Origin of the sequence: Neptuniibacter sp. CAU 1671 (assembly GCF_029222905.1) — a bacterium.
In the GTDB taxonomy this organism is placed as follows: Bacteria; Pseudomonadota; Gammaproteobacteria; order Pseudomonadales; family Balneatricaceae; genus Neptuniibacter.
This window is the reverse complement of sequence record NZ_JARHUE010000002.1, coordinates 254,428-270,154: the sequence shown is the minus strand read 5'-3', so window position 1 is coordinate 270,154 and position 15,727 is coordinate 254,428. Positions and strand designations below refer to the sequence as shown.

The window sequence follows — 15,727 nt, the reverse complement described above, 5'->3', positions numbered from 1 at the left end:
TGTGTAGGGAACAGCCTTGCTTTGGTAAAGGGCGAGATGCAGCAGAAACAGACCCGCAACTGCCAAAAACAGTGAGCCAAGTCATCAGTCAGAAAAAAAGACCCCGGCTGGGCCGGGGGGAGCAATTCACTCATTTGAGCGCCTGTCATGTGAACACAGACTTTGGGTCGGGTGAGACGTGACTTCAAACGACCCGTTGCGCAAGCCTGTCTGGAAAAGTATAGCCGGGTGACGTATAAATAAAACTCGAATAAACACCCATTATAATTCGGTTTTTTCGAACCATGTCGCACCTCAACTACAAACACTTACGTTATTTTCTGGTGGTCGCCGAAGAGGGATCCATCAGTCAGGCGAGTGAAAAACTTAATCTCACCCCGCAGACTATCTCCGGCCAGCTTCGCTTACTGGAAGAACAACTCGGCTGCACCCTGCTGCAAAAACATGGTCGCGGTCTGGAACTCACCCCGGCGGGACGTCGCACGCGTGAATATGCCAGACAGATTTTTGCCATTGGCGATGCCATGCAGGAACAACTGCGCAGTGACAGCCCGCTGAACCGCTTTGCCATTGGCATTACCGATGCCATGCCGAAGCAGATTGTGAATCGCCTGCTGGAGCCGATCTTTGATCTGGCTGAGCCGATTCGACTGGAGTGCCGGGAAGGCTCAATGGAAACACTGCTGGCAGAATTGACCGCCCAGCGGGTCGATCTGGTACTCAGCGATCGCCCGGTCGATACCAGTTTTCATGTGCGGGCCTACAATCACCTGCTGGGGGAATCCACTGTCTGCCTGTTCGCCAAACAGGCGCTGGCCAACCGCTACCAGCCCGCGTTTCCCGCCTCACTGGAAGGCGCACCGATGCTGATGCCCACCAGCGACACTATGCTGGGCAGCAATTTATGGCGCTGGTTCCAGCAGCATGGCCGACGCCCCCGGGTGATCGCAGAATGTGTGGATAATGCGTTGCTGGCCACGTTTGGTCAGGCCGGGCGGGGGCTTTTCTGTGGCCCAAGTGCAATCAGTGCAGAAATATCAGAGCTGTATCAGGTGCAGCCCGTCGGCACGATTGATGAGATAAGGGAGCGGTTCTATGCCGTATCCTTGGAACGACGATTAACCCACCCTGCCGTCGTAGCGATTACCAATATGGCACGCAGCATGTTGCGACAGGATAACGAGAGCTCGCACTCAGACTAATTCAGCCAGCGAGTCCACCAGCAGATCCGGCGCGGACTGAGCGATCGGCTCACCGTGGTTATAACCATAGCTGACACATGCCACCGGCGAACCGGCGGAACGCGCCGCGAGCACATCATTTTTAGAATCACCCACCATCAGGCTGTACTGGGCCGAACCCCCCGCGCGCGCCTGGCAGGTCAACAGCATTTCGGGATCGGGCTTTTTAGTGGCAACACTGTCACCGCCCAGCACCACGTTGAAATAATTCGCCAGTTGCAGCTGTTCCAGCATGGTTTCAGTAAAACGGAGCGGTTTGTTTGTCACCAGCGCCATGGTCACATCCTGCTGCTGCAGTTGGTCAAGGCAATGACGCACGCCAGGATACAGCACACTGCGTTCAGCGGTGGCTTCACCATAAAAATGCATGAACAGCGCCTGCGCCTGATGGGTCAGATCAGGATCCAGATCCGGTGACACCTTAAGACTTCCACTCAGGGCGCGCTGCACCAGCACACTGGCACCATTACCGACCCAAGCACGCACCTGATCTTCACCAGCGGCGGGACGCTCCAGCGCCTGCAACATCAGATCAACAGCAACTGCAAGATCCGGCACGCTGTCCACCAGTGTGCCATCCAGATCAAACATGACCAGTTGCGGCAAATCGCCTGAAAATAAACGGCGCATCAGCGAATATCGGCAGCGGCCAGTTCAGCACGCATCTGACGAATGGTTTCTGCGTAATTATCAGTATTGAAGATGGCTGATCCTGCGACGAAGGTATCCGCACCGGCTTCAGCGATGGCGCGGATATTGGCAATGCCAACACCACCATCAATTTCCAGACGGATATCCCGGCCACTCTGTTTGATCAGCTCACGCGCCTGACGCAGCTTATCCAGTGTACCCGGGATGAATTTCTGCCCACCAAATCCGGGGTTAACGGACATCAGCAGCACCATATCCACCTTGTCCATCACATACTCCAGATGAGACAGGGGCGTTGCCGGATTAAACACCAGGCCTGATTTACAGCCGCCATCACGGATCATCTGCAACGAACGATCGACATGTTCGCTGGCTTCAGGATGGAAGGTGATATAGCTGGCACCTGCATCGATAAAATCACCGATGATGCGGTCCACCGGCTTAACCATCAGATGCACATCAATTGGCGCGGTAACACCGTATTTGCGCAGGGCCTGACACACCATCGGTCCGATGGTCAGGTTAGGCACATAGTGATTATCCATTACGTCAAAGTGCACGATATCGGCACCCGCGGCCAACACCGCGTCCACCTCTTCACCCAGACGGGCAAAATCAGCTGAGAGAATTGAAGGCGCTATAAGAAAATCAGACATCCGCTTACGATCCGCTGGTTAAACAGGCGGCCATTTTAACAGCTCGCAGAAAAACTATCTGCCATAAAAGCAACAGCCCCGGTATATAGCCAAGGCGGTTGCTGTTGACCCTGTGATGCGGATAATCTGAAACAATTATTCGGACCGGAAAACAACCTATGCCCTTGCGCTCAAATCTGCTGGCCTGTTGCACGCTGCTAATTACGCTGGTTTTAAGCACCCCGATGCATGCCGCCGAGACGGCCAGCGGTGCTGCGGCGTCGACAGCCGAGATCCCTGAGCGAACTCAACCAGATCCAGAGGCTGCATTAAAGCAATTACTCTTAGAAACCCGACTGCCCGGCAACGAACTGCTGCAGCTGGACACACCCAGTGGCGGGCTGATCGGTTTTCTGCACCGGGCTGAGCAGAAAAAACCGCTGGGCTCTGTGCTGATCCTGCCCGATCAGTCCACCCATCCGGACTGGCCGGAGCACACCCGCACCCTGCGGGAAGGCCTGGCACAGCAGGGCTGGAATACGTTGGCCATCTATCTGCCAATCCCACCCGCAGCGAAGTTACCCAAACGTACGCTGCCCGTGCTTACGGCGCTCGGTTCCGGCGCCGAAACCAGTGCCAGCGGCGCGACTGAGTCCGTCGCAACAGAACCCAGCGAGCCAAGCACCACCACTGAAGAGAACCAAGCCGAGGCTTACCTGAAGCAGACGCGGGATTTAATGACCGCCGCGCTGAATCACCTTAAATCGCTGGATGACAGTCGTATACTGGTGGTAGGCATTGGCAAAAGTGGACAAACCGCCGTCGATGGCGTGATCCAGTTTCAGGAAGGGTTTGACCTGCGTTTAATTTTGCTGGATGTCGAGCAGTCTTCAGTGCCTGACTTGCCAGGCCTGCTGCAACAGCTGCCCAGGGTAAAGACCACAGTCATCGATCTGTTTCACCCGACTACATTACTGGCACCTTACGCGCTTGCCACACCCGCACAACGCGCTGTCACGGCAAAACGGGAGGGGTTAAGCAACTACCACCAACGGGAACTCCCTGCTTTTGTCAGCACTGAAGCCAGTGACCCACGGTTACTGAAACACCTGCGCGGCGCAATAGAGCGCTGGATTGTTCAACCCGAAAAACTTCAGGCCCCCAAACCCGCACCCACAGCACCCACCAAGAAAAAACAGACGCCCCCTGGGGCTACCGCCGTGAACTCTTAATACGCTCGTAGGCAGCCTGAATCTCCTGAGATTTTTCCTTGGCCAGTTCCTGCATCTCTTCGGGCAGGCCACGTGATACCAGCTTGTCAGGATGATGCTGACTCATCTGCCGACGATAGGCTTTTTTCACTTCTGCATCAGACGCATCCGGTGCTACACCCAGCACAGCATAGGCATCTTTCAATAGCGTCTGCGGATCTACGCCGGACTGACCATGACGGTAGAAGTCCCGCTGTGCCTTCACCCGGGCCAGAATCTCTTCAACATTGACATTCCCCAACTCAAGGGCACGAAACATACGCTCAAGCACCTGACGTTCTGCCGCACTGATTTCACCGTCGGCCATAGCTGCCTGCAGCTGAATCTCAACAAACATCAGTTTTACGTTGGGGCGGTGACGCAGCAGAATTGCTAACGGGCGCAACTCAGCTTCCAGATCAAAGTCCTCATCTTTGCCACGGGTAAAGTGCTCAATGGCTTCTTTGCGCCGCAGCTCATCCAGCCGCATCTGAGCCATGACCGCACGGGCAAACTGAATCTCATCTTCAGTGACACGCCCATCCGACTTTGCAATCCGCCCCATCAGACTGAAAGTTGCCTTAAAAAACAGCATCTGCGGATTCACTTTGCTGATGGCACCTTTCAGGGCACGGCTGATCATATAGCCCACAAAACCACCCAGCAGCAGACCTACAAAACCACCACTGAACAAACCAATCAAAGCACCAATCAAAATGGCACCCGTATGACGCTGATAGGCCGTTGCTACCTGAGCACCCGCCTGTTGAGGATCAAAGGCCACTGATGGCTCCCTCCCGCACGGCATGATCGATTTCGGTCAGTCGCTGAGGGGTGCCGATATCCGCCCAGAAACCTGAAAAATATTCACCACTGACACGACCCTGGCTGATCGCATCACGCAACAGGGGCGCGAGCGCTGCCGGTTGCCCCGTCACTACGCCATCAAACAACCGCGGCGAGAGACAACTAATACCACTGAAGGTCAGAGCACACTCACCCGAGGCCACAATACGATTATCCTGCAGGCAGAAATCCCCCTTGGTGTTGTGCTCCGGATTATCCACCAAGATCAGATGCGCAAGATCATCAGACAGATCAAAATCCAGCAGCTGACTGAAAGGGTAATTACTGAACACATCGCCATTCACGACCAGGAAGGGTTCATCGCCTTCCACCAGTAACGGCAGCGCTTTTTTGATGCCACCCGCTGTTTCCAGAGGTTCAGCTTCGGCTGAATAACGGATCGTAACACCCAGTTCATCGCCATTGCCCAGAGCAGTTTCAATCTGCTCACCTAACCAGGCGTGATTAATCACCAGCTCTGTCACCCCCGCATCACGCAAGCGCTGAATATGGTAATAGATCAGAGGCTGATCATTTACCGGTAACAGCGGCTTGGGTGTCGTCAAGGTCAGGGGGCGCATGCGGGTACCCAAACCGGCCGCTAAAATCATTGCTCTCATGCGACCAGCCACCGTTCCAGCTCTTCGGCCGGCCAGATACCGCTGCGCTGCATGGCGGGGATCACTACCTGATGCAGCCATGCTGTCACGTCCTGTAATGCCGGTTCTACTGATAACTCATGCAACAGATAAAACAGCGTGCGTGGGATATCCGCCAGATAGCCGGATTTACCATCGCGCAGTTTCAGGCGGGCAAAGATACCCAATACCTTAAGGTGACGCTGAGCACCCATCAGATCGAACCAGCGTCTGAACTCAAATGCATCCGCAACAGGCTGGCCATGCGCCAGAATCCTTTGCCGAAAATCCTCAACCCAGCCATAAACCTGTTCATGCGGCCAGGCCACATAACAATCGCGCAACAGTGACACCAGATCATAGGTAACCGGACCAAACACAGCATCCTGGAAGTCAATCACCCCCGGCGCCTGTTCAGGACGATACATCAGATTTCGGGAGTGATAATCCCGGTGGACAAACACCTGTGGCTGCTGCAGAGCGGCCTCTGTCAGCGTTACAAACAGTGCGTCCAGCATCGTATTTTCTGTATCAGAAAGCTCCAGCCCCAACAGCCCCGGCAAGAACCACTCTCTGAACAGTTCCATCTCCCGATTCAGCAGTGCCGCGTCATAGGGTGGCAGTTCCCCCTGCAGCAGACCGGGACACGCCTGAATCAACAACAAACTCTGCAATGCCTGCTGGTAGAGCGCATCAACCGAATGCTGCGTTAAATGCCCCAGATACAGATCATCGCCCAGATCACTGAGCAACATAAAACCCTGATCCAGATCGGTAGCGTGTATTTCGGGCACAGCAACCTCATGTTGAGCCAGAGCCTGAGCCACGGCCACAAACGGTCTGCTGTCCTCTTTTTCGGGTGGTGCATCCACGGCAATCCAGCTGCAGCCATTCGACAAGGCGCGAAAATAGCGTCGAAAGCTCGCATCACCGGAAACCGGCACAACATCCCATGAGACTGCAGAAAAACCCGGCTGCTGCGGCAACACTTCTGTCAACCAGGCTTTAAGTTGTTCAAAACGCTGATCCATTCAGCTATATCCTCTAGCACTTGCTTTCAAGAATGTTTTATCATTCTCCGCTTTGGAAGCTCTGGAAATACGGTGAGCTATCGCCATGGATGCTCTGTTGGTGGTTATTAAACAGGCTGTTGCTCCGTGGCACTGTCCCGTATAGTACTCGAGAGGGGTTCGGCACAAAACCGGCCTGAGCGGCAATCGTCTGAAATGGACTGAGTTTTTTCATGCCCTTTGCAAAACGATCCACCCATACACTTACATTGGCAATCAGTGCCGCTCTGTTGAGTCACTACAGCCCTCAGGTTTTCGCCCAACCCGATCAGGGTATGGCCTGGAGCTGTAGTCAGAACAGTCAGGGCGAATGGGACTGTGATGTCAATGAGGCTCTGGTCAAAGAGGCTGAATCACAGCCTGCTGAAGCCACTCAACCCGTTGCAGACACAAAAGCCGAAGCGATCAGCATCGAACCGGCCTCACCCGCTGCGCCTCAGCAACTGGAGAGTGTCGTCAAACCGGCCAAACCTGAACCCACTCAGCCGGTAAATGAGCCCGTGGCAGCCACTGCACAGATCGCGCGTGGCAAAAAAATTGATGACGAGTGGAACTGTCAGGCCACAGATGATGGCCGTTGGTTATGTGATCGCGAACCGGTCTACGAGCTGGTCACATCGGTTAACAAGCAGCCAACCCTGGCAACTGCACCGGTTCAATTTATTAAAGACAACCCCTACAGCCGTCTGGACTGGGTCTACTACAGCAACCCCGCCGGACAAATGTGTCCGGGGCAGTACGTTGAACCCACCTTCCCGTTGCAGGGCGACGAAGATCTGCCGAAACCACCACTTTACGTGGATGCCGCCCGTTCCAGCACAGAATTGGGTGGCCTGACCCGCCTGGAAGGTGGCGTCAACATGCGCCAGGGGCGCAAACGTATTACAGCCAACTATGCCGAGCTGGATCAGGTCACCAACAAGACCCGGTTTGAGGGTGATGTCCGTTTCCGTGAACCCGGCATGCTGGTACTCGCTAACACTGCTCAGATCGATAACCTGACCCGTGAAGGCACCTTCACCGACACTGAATATCTGCTGCATACAGAAAAACTGCGCGGTCAGGCTGAACGTATTTTCTACCTCGAAGATGGTCGTATCCGCTTTGAGTCTGGCAGCTACACCTACTGCCCACCCTACAGTGAAGCCTGGATGCTCAATGCAGACAGCATCATGATTGATCAGGCTGAAGGTTTTGGTGTCGCCCGTGATGCCGTGCTGCGTGTTGGCGGGGTGCCAATTTTCTACAGCCCTTATCTGTCTTTCCCGATTGATGACCGACGCAAGAGTGGTTTCCTCTATCCATCGATGAGCTATGGCAAGGACAACGGCCTGGAACTGGCTGTGCCCTACTATTTCAACATCGCGCCGAATATGGACGATACCCTCACACCGCGTCTGATCACCGAGCGCGGCCTGATGCTGGAAAACGAATTCCGTTATATGAATCGCTGGTCGCACAACACCCTGAGCACCAGCTTCCTGGATGATGACGAACTGGGCGAACAACGCTGGTTGTTGGGTGTTAACCATGAGGGCACACCTTTCGCAGGCTGGCGCAGTCTGGTGGATTATACCTCCGTCAGCGATAACGATTTCTTCAAGGATCTGGATACCAGTCTTGAAGTTCAGCGTGATACTCACCTCGATCAGCGGGCAGACCTTGCTTACCGCGCAGATAACTGGGATTTCACGGCGCGGGTGCATGAGTACCAGACCATTCGCGACGATGTGACCTCCCCCTATGAAAAACTGCCGCAGCTGTTACTCAACGGTAACTTTGACCTGAATGACGAAACGTCTGTGGGTTATAACGCCGAGTATGTCAGTTTTCAGCGTGACACAGCGGACCTGACCGGCTTCGCGCGTGTTACCGGCGACCGTCGATACCTGATGCCGAGTATCAGCTATGAATGGCGCCGCCCCTGGGCCTATATAAAACCGGAACTGAAACTGTGGACCAGCAGCTACAGTCTGGATGATCAGGTGGCGGGACGCGATGAAAATCCGACCATCACGGCACCCATCGCCAGTATCGACAGCGGCCTGTTCTTTGAACGTGACCTGAAAAACGGCGGCATTCAGACACTGGAGCCACGCCTTTTCCTGTTGCATGTCTCCGAAGAAGACCAGAGCGATATCCCTCTGTTCGACACATCACTGATGGATTTCAGCTACAGCCGACTGTTCCGTTATAACCGTTTCAGCGGCCGTGACCGCATCGGTGACGCACAGCAGGCCTCTATTGGCCTGGGCAGCCGAGTGATCTCTGCCGAAGGTGCTGAGCTGTTCTCGGTAGGTGTAGGTCAGGCGTTTTATTTTGCTGACCGGGAAGTCACGCCGCTCTCCTCAAATGAAGACCCTACCCGCAGCCAGAGCGATCTGGCAACCTATCTGGGCTGGCAGCTGAGTCAGAACTGGCGGATGAGCCTGGATGCCATTCTGGATCAGAGCGATTTTAAAAACACCGAATCCAATGTACGCTTGCGCTACAATCGCGACCTGAACCAGCGTATCGACCTGAGCTACCGGTTTGAAGACGATGTTCGCGAACAGGCGGACCTGTCCTTCATCTTGCCACTGGCCAGCCAGTGGACCAGCTTCGGTCGTTGGTTGCAGGACATGCAGAACAATGAACTACTGGAAGCGGTTTTGGGTCTTGAATATGAAAGTTGCTGCTGGAAACTCAGCCTGGCCGGTCGACGCTGGCTGGATGATGAAGACATCTATGACTCTGGCGCATTCCTGACCCTCACATTGAAGGGCCTTGGTGCACTGGGCAGTGGCAGCAACGGTTTCCTGGAAGACATCATCGGATACGAAGAACGTGAAGAGCACAATGATAACTAAGCTCCTGCAACTGATTGTTGCCTGCACCATTCTCCTGCAGATGCCACCACTTGCGTCTGCGGCTGTCGAACCCCTGGATCAGGTGGTCGCCGTTGTTAATGAAGACGTAATTTTGCAGAGCGAACTCGAAGAACGCATTCAGATCGTCAAAGAACAGCTCGCAGCACGCAATACACGTTTGCCTTCAGACGAGATTATGCGCAGCCAGGTACTTGAGCGCCTGATCGTGGAAAACCTGCAGCGTCAGGTCGCGATCGTTCGAGGCATCCGCATTTCAGACAGTCAGTTAAATGCTGCTCTGGGTAATATTGCCGCTCAGAATAAAATGACACTGGATCAGTTCCGTGATGCGTTGATTGCAGAAGGCCGTGACTACCAAGCCGTTCGCGAACAGATCAAAAACGAAATGCTGATTCGAAATGTTCAGCAGAACGTGGTCAACCGCCGGATCCGGGTGTCCGATCAGGAGGTCAAAAACTTCCTGGCGTCAGAAACCGGTCAGGAGAATACCGCCGCCCAGTATCTGCTGAGCCATATCCTGATCAGCATTCCCGCCCGGGCAGCACCGGAAATGATCAAAGCGGCTAAAGCCAAAGCACTAAAGATTTACCAAGAGCTGCAGGACGGCGCCTCATTTAATGAACTGGCGATTGCCCAGTCCGACGCCCAGAACGCGCTGCAGGGCGGAGATCTGGGCTGGCGCGCCGCCAGCGAACTGCCGGCAGAACTGGGAGACGCCATCCGTGCACTGGAACCGGGGCAGATCAGTAAACCGATCCGCGCCCCAAGTGGTTTCCACCTGTTTCAGGTGCGTGACAAAAAAGGCGGTGCCGTACAACTGGTTGAACAGACCAAAGTTCGCCATATCCTGCTGAAGCCGAGCGAAATCCGCACAGAACAGCAAACCGAGCGCGAGATTCAGAATCTCTACCGCCGCGTACTGCAGGGTGAGTCCTTCGCCACGCTGGCCAAGGATTACAGTGATGACCCAGGCAGTGGCTCAGAAGGCGGTTCACTGGGCTGGACCCAGAACGGCCAGATGGTGCCTGAATTCGAGCAGGTAATGAACAACACCCCGGTTAAGGGCGTTTCTGAACCGTTCGAGTCTCGTTTTGGCTGGCATATTCTAGAAGTCGAAGAGCGCCGTACCGTCGACATGGGCGAAGAGATGCAGGAAAACCAGGCCCGCTCAATCATTGCCAAACGTAAGTTTGATGAAGAGCTGACTAACTGGCTGCGTGAGCTTCGCTCTCAGGCCTACATTGACATCAAAGAGTAAGGTGTCTGTGTCACCCCGTCGCCTGGCGATCACAGCCGGAGAACCCGCAGGCATCGGCCCTGACCTTTGCGTACAGATCGCACAACAGGGCCATGCGCAGGAACTGATTGTGGTAGCAGACCCCGATCTGCTGACAGAGCGGGCACATGAGCTGAGGTTACCCCTGCAACTCAAACACTATTGTGCTGAGCAGAAACCACAGCCCACCGCGCCCGGCACTCTGACTGTCTGCCCAGTTAAACTTCAGGTTCCGGCCCGGCCAGGCAAACTGGATACCGCAAATGCAGCTTATGTGCTGGAGACATTGACCCGTGCGACTGAAGGCTGCCTGAGTCAAGAGTTTGATGCCATGATCACCGCTCCGGTCCACAAGGGCGTCATCAATGATGCGGGTTTTGCCTTCACCGGTCATACCGAATTTCTTGAGCAACTCACCCAGAGCAAAAAAGTCGTGATGATGCTGGCCACCACCGAGCTGCGTGTGGCACTGGTCACCACCCACCTGCCCCTGAAAGAGGTAGCAGAGGCGATCACACCGACACTGCTGACAGAGATCATTGAAGTTCTCGACCGGGACCTGAAACAGAGTTTCGGCCTGCAAACACCACACATTCTGGTAGCCGGTTTAAACCCGCACGCCGGAGAAGGTGGTCATCTGGGACGCGAAGAGCTTGAGATCATTGAGCCAACCCTTGATGCCCTGCGCAGTAAAGGCATTCATCTGACGGGCCCCCTGCCTGCCGATACATTGTTTACGCCAAAACATCTGGACAAGGCGGATGCCGTACTGGCCATGTACCATGACCAAGGCTTACCCGTGTTAAAATTTCAGGGATTCGGTCGTGCCGCCAATATCACATTAGGCATGCCGATTATCCGCACCTCCGTTGATCACGGTACCGCACTGGATCTCGCGGGCACAGGGCAGGCGGACATGGGCAGTTTGCTGACTGCAATTGAATATGCTGGCCTAATGGCCCAACACCGCGCCTTACAGGTCTGAACATGAGTAAAAAACCCGCAATGCACAAGGCCCGCAAACGGTTCGGGCAGAATTTCCTGCATGATCCAGGCGTTATTCGTCGAATCATGCGTGCCATCTCACCCCGTCCATCGGACTGCATGGTTGAGATCGGTCCCGGCCTTGGCGCGCTGACAGAACACCTGCTGGAAGAAGCGGGCGAACTGGACGCAGTTGAGCTTGATCGTGATCTGCCACCAATCCTGCGCACCAAGTTTTTCACCTACGGCGATAAATTTCGCATCCATGAAGCGGATGCAATGAAATTTGATTTTTCGACCCTTTGCCGCGAGGGAAAACCCCTGCGGGTGGTGGGTAACCTGCCTTATAACATCTCCACCCAACTGATCTTCCATCTGCTGAGTTTTACCAATCAGATTGAAGACATGCACTTTATGCTGCAAAAAGAGGTAGTTGATCGCATGGCCGCTGGGCCGGGCGAGAACAACTACGGCCGTCTGAGCATCATGGCGCAGTATTTCTGTCAGGTGGAGTCACTGTTTCAGGTTCCGCCGGGCGCGTTTAATCCGGCACCTAAAGTAGATTCAGCCATTATCCGGCTGACACCGTATAAAACTCTGCCTCACACCGCCTGCGACGTGAAGCAGTTTGAGGACCTGGTCCGCACCGCCTTTGGTCAGCGCCGTAAAACCCTGCGCAATAACCTCAAAGGACTGATCTCTGCGGAAGTTCTGGAAGCCCAGGGCATTGATCCGGGCCTTCGGCCGGAGAAACTCTCGGTTGCAGACTACGTGGGCTTGAGTAATTATCTGACTTCGTCAACCTAAGCGACTATTTATGAACACCCCTGATTACGGCGACAACATCGAAATCAATGTCGAAACGGCTTATCTGGCGCAGCAGTCAGATCCAGCCGGGAAACGTTTTGTGTTCTCTTACCAGATCACCATCACCAATCACAACCCGGTTGCAGTCCAGTTGCTGCGGCGGCGCTGGGTCATTACCGATGGCAACCAGCAGGTTCAGGAAGTTGAAGGCGAAGGTGTTGTGGGTGAAACCCCCATTATTGAGCCGGATCAAAGCTATCAGTACACCAGCGGCGCGGTACTGACCACCAGTGTCGGCAGCATGCAGGGCTATTACCAGATGCGTGATGAAGCAGGTGAAAAATTTCGCGCCATGATCCCTACCTTCACCCTGGCGCGACCCAACGCGCTGCACTGATCATCAAGTGGTTTTTGCCCCATGGCCGTGTATGCGATCGGAGATATTCAGGGCTGTTATGATGCGCTGCTGCGTCTGCTGGATAAGCTGAAATTCAGCGGTGACGATCAACTCTGGGTAGCCGGTGATCTGGTCAATCGCGGCCCGCAGTCCCTGGAAACACTGCGCTTCCTCAAGCAGATGGATTCACAAGTCCAATGCGTATTGGGCAATCATGATCTGCATTTGCTGGCGGTCTACCACAATCGCGATCACAGCAAGCGCAAAGACACACTCGACCCGATTCTGCACAGCCATGACAATGACGAGCTGATGGCCTGGTTACAGCAGCTACCCCTGCTGGTGACAGATGCTGAGGGACAGTACTGTATGACCCATGCGGGCCTGCCTCCCTGCTGGAGCATTGCCGAAGCCCAGGCACTGGCCAACGAAGTGGAAACCGTATTGCGCAGCGATCAGGCACAAACCTATTTCGATGCCATGTATGGCAATGACCCTGCATGCTGGCACCCCGATCTGGAAGGCCCTACGCGCTGGCGGGTAATCACCAACTATCTCACCCGGATGCGATTCTGTAAGGCAGATGGCACTTTGAATTTCAGCCATAAGGGACCTGCCGGTGACATGCCTGAGGGTTTCAGTCCCTGGTATTTATTTCCCCGCAAATCGCCTGCAGATGATAAAGTAAATCTTATCTTTGGCCATTGGGCCAGCCTGATGGGACAGGTAGAACAACCCCATCTGTTTGCCCTCGACACCGGTTGTGTCTGGGGTCATCAGCTGACCGCCCTGCGCCTGGATGATCACCGCATAATCAGCGTTGACGGTCTGTCACATACGGACCGGGCAGAGTAATTCAAGAGGACAACGCATGAGCGAATTTAAATGCATCGACAGCCAACAGGCTGCAACCCTGATCAAACAGGGCGCCAGCGTAGCCGATATTCGTGACGCGGCCAGCTTTTCCTCTGGTCACATCACCGGCGCCTACAACCTGAGCAATGACAACCTGCATGAATTTCTGCAGCAGGCAGATCTGGATCAGCCCCTGCTGGTCTGCTGCTATCACGGCATCAGCAGCCAGCCTGCAGCGCAGTTCCTGGTTGAAAAAGGTTTTGATCAGGTGTTCAGCATCAACGGCGGTTTTGAGGCCTGGCGCAACGAACAACCCGAACTCTGCGAGCAATAAAGTGCAGATCTATCTGGTCGGCGGCGCGGTCCGCGATCAACTGCTCGGTCTTGCGGTCTATGACCGGGACTGGGTCGTCATCGGCGCCACCCCCGAACAGATGCTGAAAGAAGGCTTTCAGCCCGTCGGGCAGGATTTTCCCGTCTTCATCCACCCCAAAACCGGCGAAGAGTACGCCCTGGCCCGCACCGAGCGCAAATCAGGCAAAGGCTACACTGGCTTCACCTATCATGCTTCACCTGAGATCACCCTCGAGCAGGACCTGATGCGCCGCGACCTGACCATCAATGCGATGGCAATGGATGACACCGGCCAGATTATTGACCCCTATCAGGGTCAGCGTGACCTTGAGCTGCGCCTGCTACGCCATGTTTCTTCCGCTTTTTCGGAAGATCCGTTGCGTGTGCTGCGTGTAGCACGGTTTGCCGCCCGACTAGCGCCCCTGGGATTCACTGTTGCTGCAGAAACCCTCGCGTTAATGCAGACACTGTCGGCAGGTGATGAATTGGACCACCTGACGCCTGAGCGGGTCTGGAAAGAGCTGGAGCGCGCTCTGAGCGAAGCCAGCCCGGCCACATTTTTCCAGGTCATGGCGGATGCCGATGCTCTGGAAAAGCTGCTGCCTGAATGTCAGTCTCTGCAGAACCCGGATCAGCTCAATCGTTTCAGCCGGGCCTGTGAAAAAACCGATCAACCCTTTCAGCGGTTTGCCTGTCTGCTCAGCATCTGCCTAAGTAGCGCCTCACAACATGAAATTACCGGCCTGTGCGACCGGCTGCGCAGCCCCAACACCTTCCGTGATCTGGCACTGCTCTGTCATCAATACCATAAAGCACTGGCCAGCTTTGACAGCCTCAGTCCCAGCCAACGTCTGCAAACCATTCAGGGGCTGGATCTGTTACGCCGCCCACAACGTATAGCAGACCTGATGCCCTGCATAAAAGCACTGCATCAAAACATTCACTGCGACACGCTGCCAATAATTCTCGACAAAATGGGTCGATTGCAGCCGCGACAACTGATGAGTCAGGGTTTCAGCGGTGCGGCGCTGGGTGCAGAGCTGGAAAAGCGGCGCCTGGAGATCTGCCGACTGTCACCCGCCACCAAGGATACACCCGATGGTCCAACACCCCGCTAAAGTCGCCCTGATTACCGGTGCCGCGCGTAGAGTGGGCGCCACACTGGCAAAACGGCTGCACAGTGCTGGTTACAATATTGTTTTACATTACAACCACAGCGCAGATGATGCAGAACGTCTGGCAGCTGAACTGAACCAGCAGCGCAGCGGCAGCGTTTGCCTGATACAGGCTGACCTGAATGATATGCAGGCGGTGCAGTCACTGGCAGTGGATGCCCTGGCAAGCTGGGAGCGAATCGATCTGCTGATCAACAACGCTTCCGCGTTTTACCCCACCCCCTTGACCCAAAGCAGTCAGGACCAGTGGGATGAGTTGATCAACTCCAACCTGCGTGCACCCTATTTTCTGTGCGCGGCACTGGCAGACGCCCTGACAGTCAATCACGGTAATATCATCAACCTGATAGATATTCATGCTCAGCGCGGCCTGCCCGGTTACCCGATCTATTCGATCGCCAAAGCGGGTCTGCAGATGCTGACCTATAGTCTGGCGAAAGAACTCGCCCCCAATGTGAGGGTCAATGGTGTCTCGCCGGGACCGATCCTCTGGCCCGAAAATGCAGCCGCACAAACAGAGGCCGAACAGACCGCCATTCTGGAAAAAACACTGCTTAAACGAACCGGCAGTGCAGACGATCTGGCAGATGCCGTGCTCTACCTAAGCCAGGCGGGATATGTCACCGGACAGGTAATTGCGGTAGATGGAGGAAAGTCACTTTACAGCCACTAGGTGCT

At 54.9% G+C, this 15,727-nt stretch carries 16 protein-coding genes; 11 read left to right on the top strand and 5 right to left on the bottom strand.

All coding sequences use genetic code 11. The annotated features are described in order from the left end of the window. The first annotated feature begins 284 nt into the window (after positions 1-284). A complete protein-coding gene (nhaR, locus tag P2G53_RS05225) occupies positions 285-1,202 on the top strand; it encodes a transcriptional activator NhaR (RefSeq protein ID WP_275814828.1) in 918 nt (305 codons plus the stop codon). Here the strand turns inward: nhaR and P2G53_RS05220 are convergent. Both P2G53_RS05220 and rpe read right to left on the bottom strand, forming a co-directional pair. Beyond that, positions 1,194-1,871 carry a phosphoglycolate phosphatase gene (locus P2G53_RS05220; RefSeq protein WP_275814825.1) on the bottom strand — a complete coding sequence of 226 codons (678 nt, stop codon included), beginning with the start codon at positions 1,869-1,871 and terminating at the stop codon, positions 1,194-1,196. The genes nhaR and P2G53_RS05220 overlap by 9 nt on opposite strands. Then, positions 1,871-2,548 (bottom strand): ribulose-phosphate 3-epimerase, encoded by a 678-nt coding sequence (gene rpe, locus P2G53_RS05215; RefSeq protein WP_275814822.1) that lies wholly within the window; start codon positions 2,546-2,548, stop codon positions 1,871-1,873. The genes P2G53_RS05220 and rpe overlap by 1 nt, the downstream gene beginning before the upstream one ends. Positions 2,549-2,706: 158 nt before the next feature. On the opposite strand from rpe, the gene P2G53_RS05210 reads away from it, so the two are divergent. After that, the gene (locus P2G53_RS05210; RefSeq protein WP_275814819.1) at positions 2,707-3,759 is read left to right on the top strand and encodes a DUF3530 family protein; all 1,053 of its coding nucleotides are present in this window, start codon (positions 2,707-2,709) and stop codon (positions 3,757-3,759) included. Here the strand turns inward: P2G53_RS05210 and djlA are convergent. Genes djlA through P2G53_RS05195 form a run of 3 tightly spaced genes read right to left on the bottom strand, consistent with a single transcriptional unit; the run spans position 3,740 to position 6,292 of the window. Then, complete coding sequence (gene djlA, locus P2G53_RS05205; protein WP_275814815.1) at positions 3,740-4,561, bottom strand: co-chaperone DjlA; 822 nt, start codon at positions 4,559-4,561, stop codon at positions 3,740-3,742. The two genes, P2G53_RS05210 and djlA, sit on opposite strands and share 20 nt — an antisense overlap. Then, complete coding sequence (murU, locus tag P2G53_RS05200; RefSeq protein WP_275814812.1) at positions 4,551-5,243, bottom strand: N-acetylmuramate alpha-1-phosphate uridylyltransferase MurU; 693 nt, start codon at positions 5,241-5,243, stop codon at positions 4,551-4,553. The genes djlA and murU overlap by 11 nt, the downstream gene beginning before the upstream one ends. Beyond that, positions 5,240-6,292 (bottom strand): phosphotransferase, encoded by a 1,053-nt coding sequence (locus tag P2G53_RS05195; protein ID WP_275814809.1) that lies wholly within the window; start codon positions 6,290-6,292, stop codon positions 5,240-5,242. The genes murU and P2G53_RS05195 overlap by 4 nt, the downstream gene beginning before the upstream one ends. 212 nt (positions 6,293-6,504) lie before the next feature. Here P2G53_RS05195 and P2G53_RS05190 point away from each other — a divergent pair, with 212 nt between their 5' ends. From P2G53_RS05190 to P2G53_RS05150, 9 genes are read left to right on the top strand one after another with little or no spacing between them, the layout of a single operon-like run. After that, on the top strand, positions 6,505-9,180 hold the full coding sequence (locus P2G53_RS05190; protein ID WP_275814806.1) for an LPS-assembly protein LptD: 2,676 nt from the start codon (positions 6,505-6,507) through the stop codon (positions 9,178-9,180). Then, positions 9,170-10,459, top strand: coding sequence for a peptidylprolyl isomerase (locus P2G53_RS05185; protein ID WP_275814803.1), 1,290 nt, complete (start codon positions 9,170-9,172; stop codon positions 10,457-10,459). The genes P2G53_RS05190 and P2G53_RS05185 overlap by 11 nt, the downstream gene beginning before the upstream one ends. 7 nt (positions 10,460-10,466) lie before the next feature. Next, positions 10,467-11,462 carry a 4-hydroxythreonine-4-phosphate dehydrogenase PdxA gene (pdxA, locus tag P2G53_RS05180; protein WP_275814800.1) on the top strand — a complete coding sequence of 332 codons (996 nt, stop codon included), beginning with the start codon at positions 10,467-10,469 and terminating at the stop codon, positions 11,460-11,462. Between the two features lie 2 nt (positions 11,463-11,464). Further along, positions 11,465-12,268 carry a 16S rRNA (adenine(1518)-N(6)/adenine(1519)-N(6))-dimethyltransferase RsmA gene (rsmA, locus tag P2G53_RS05175; RefSeq protein WP_275814797.1) on the top strand — a complete coding sequence of 268 codons (804 nt, stop codon included), beginning with the start codon at positions 11,465-11,467 and terminating at the stop codon, positions 12,266-12,268. A gap of 10 nt (positions 12,269-12,278) precedes the next feature. Continuing rightward, the gene (gene apaG / locus P2G53_RS05170) at positions 12,279-12,665 is read left to right on the top strand and encodes a Co2+/Mg2+ efflux protein ApaG (RefSeq protein WP_275814794.1); all 387 of its coding nucleotides are present in this window, start codon (positions 12,279-12,281) and stop codon (positions 12,663-12,665) included. A gap of 21 nt (positions 12,666-12,686) precedes the next feature. Further along, on the top strand, positions 12,687-13,520 hold the full coding sequence (locus P2G53_RS05165) for a symmetrical bis(5'-nucleosyl)-tetraphosphatase (protein ID WP_275814791.1): 834 nt from the start codon (positions 12,687-12,689) through the stop codon (positions 13,518-13,520). A 16-nt stretch (positions 13,521-13,536) separates the two neighbouring features. Then, positions 13,537-13,854, top strand: coding sequence for a thiosulfate sulfurtransferase GlpE (gene glpE / locus P2G53_RS05160; protein ID WP_275814788.1), 318 nt, complete (start codon positions 13,537-13,539; stop codon positions 13,852-13,854). 1 nt (position 13,855) lies between these two features. After that, positions 13,856-14,992: a hypothetical protein gene (locus P2G53_RS05155; protein ID WP_275814785.1), complete on the top strand. Its 1,137-nt coding sequence runs from the start codon at positions 13,856-13,858 to the stop codon at positions 14,990-14,992. Continuing rightward, positions 14,973-15,722 (top strand): pteridine reductase, encoded by a 750-nt coding sequence (locus tag P2G53_RS05150; RefSeq protein ID WP_275814782.1) that lies wholly within the window; start codon positions 14,973-14,975, stop codon positions 15,720-15,722. The genes P2G53_RS05155 and P2G53_RS05150 overlap by 20 nt, the downstream gene beginning before the upstream one ends. Positions 15,723-15,727: the final 5 nt, after the last annotated feature.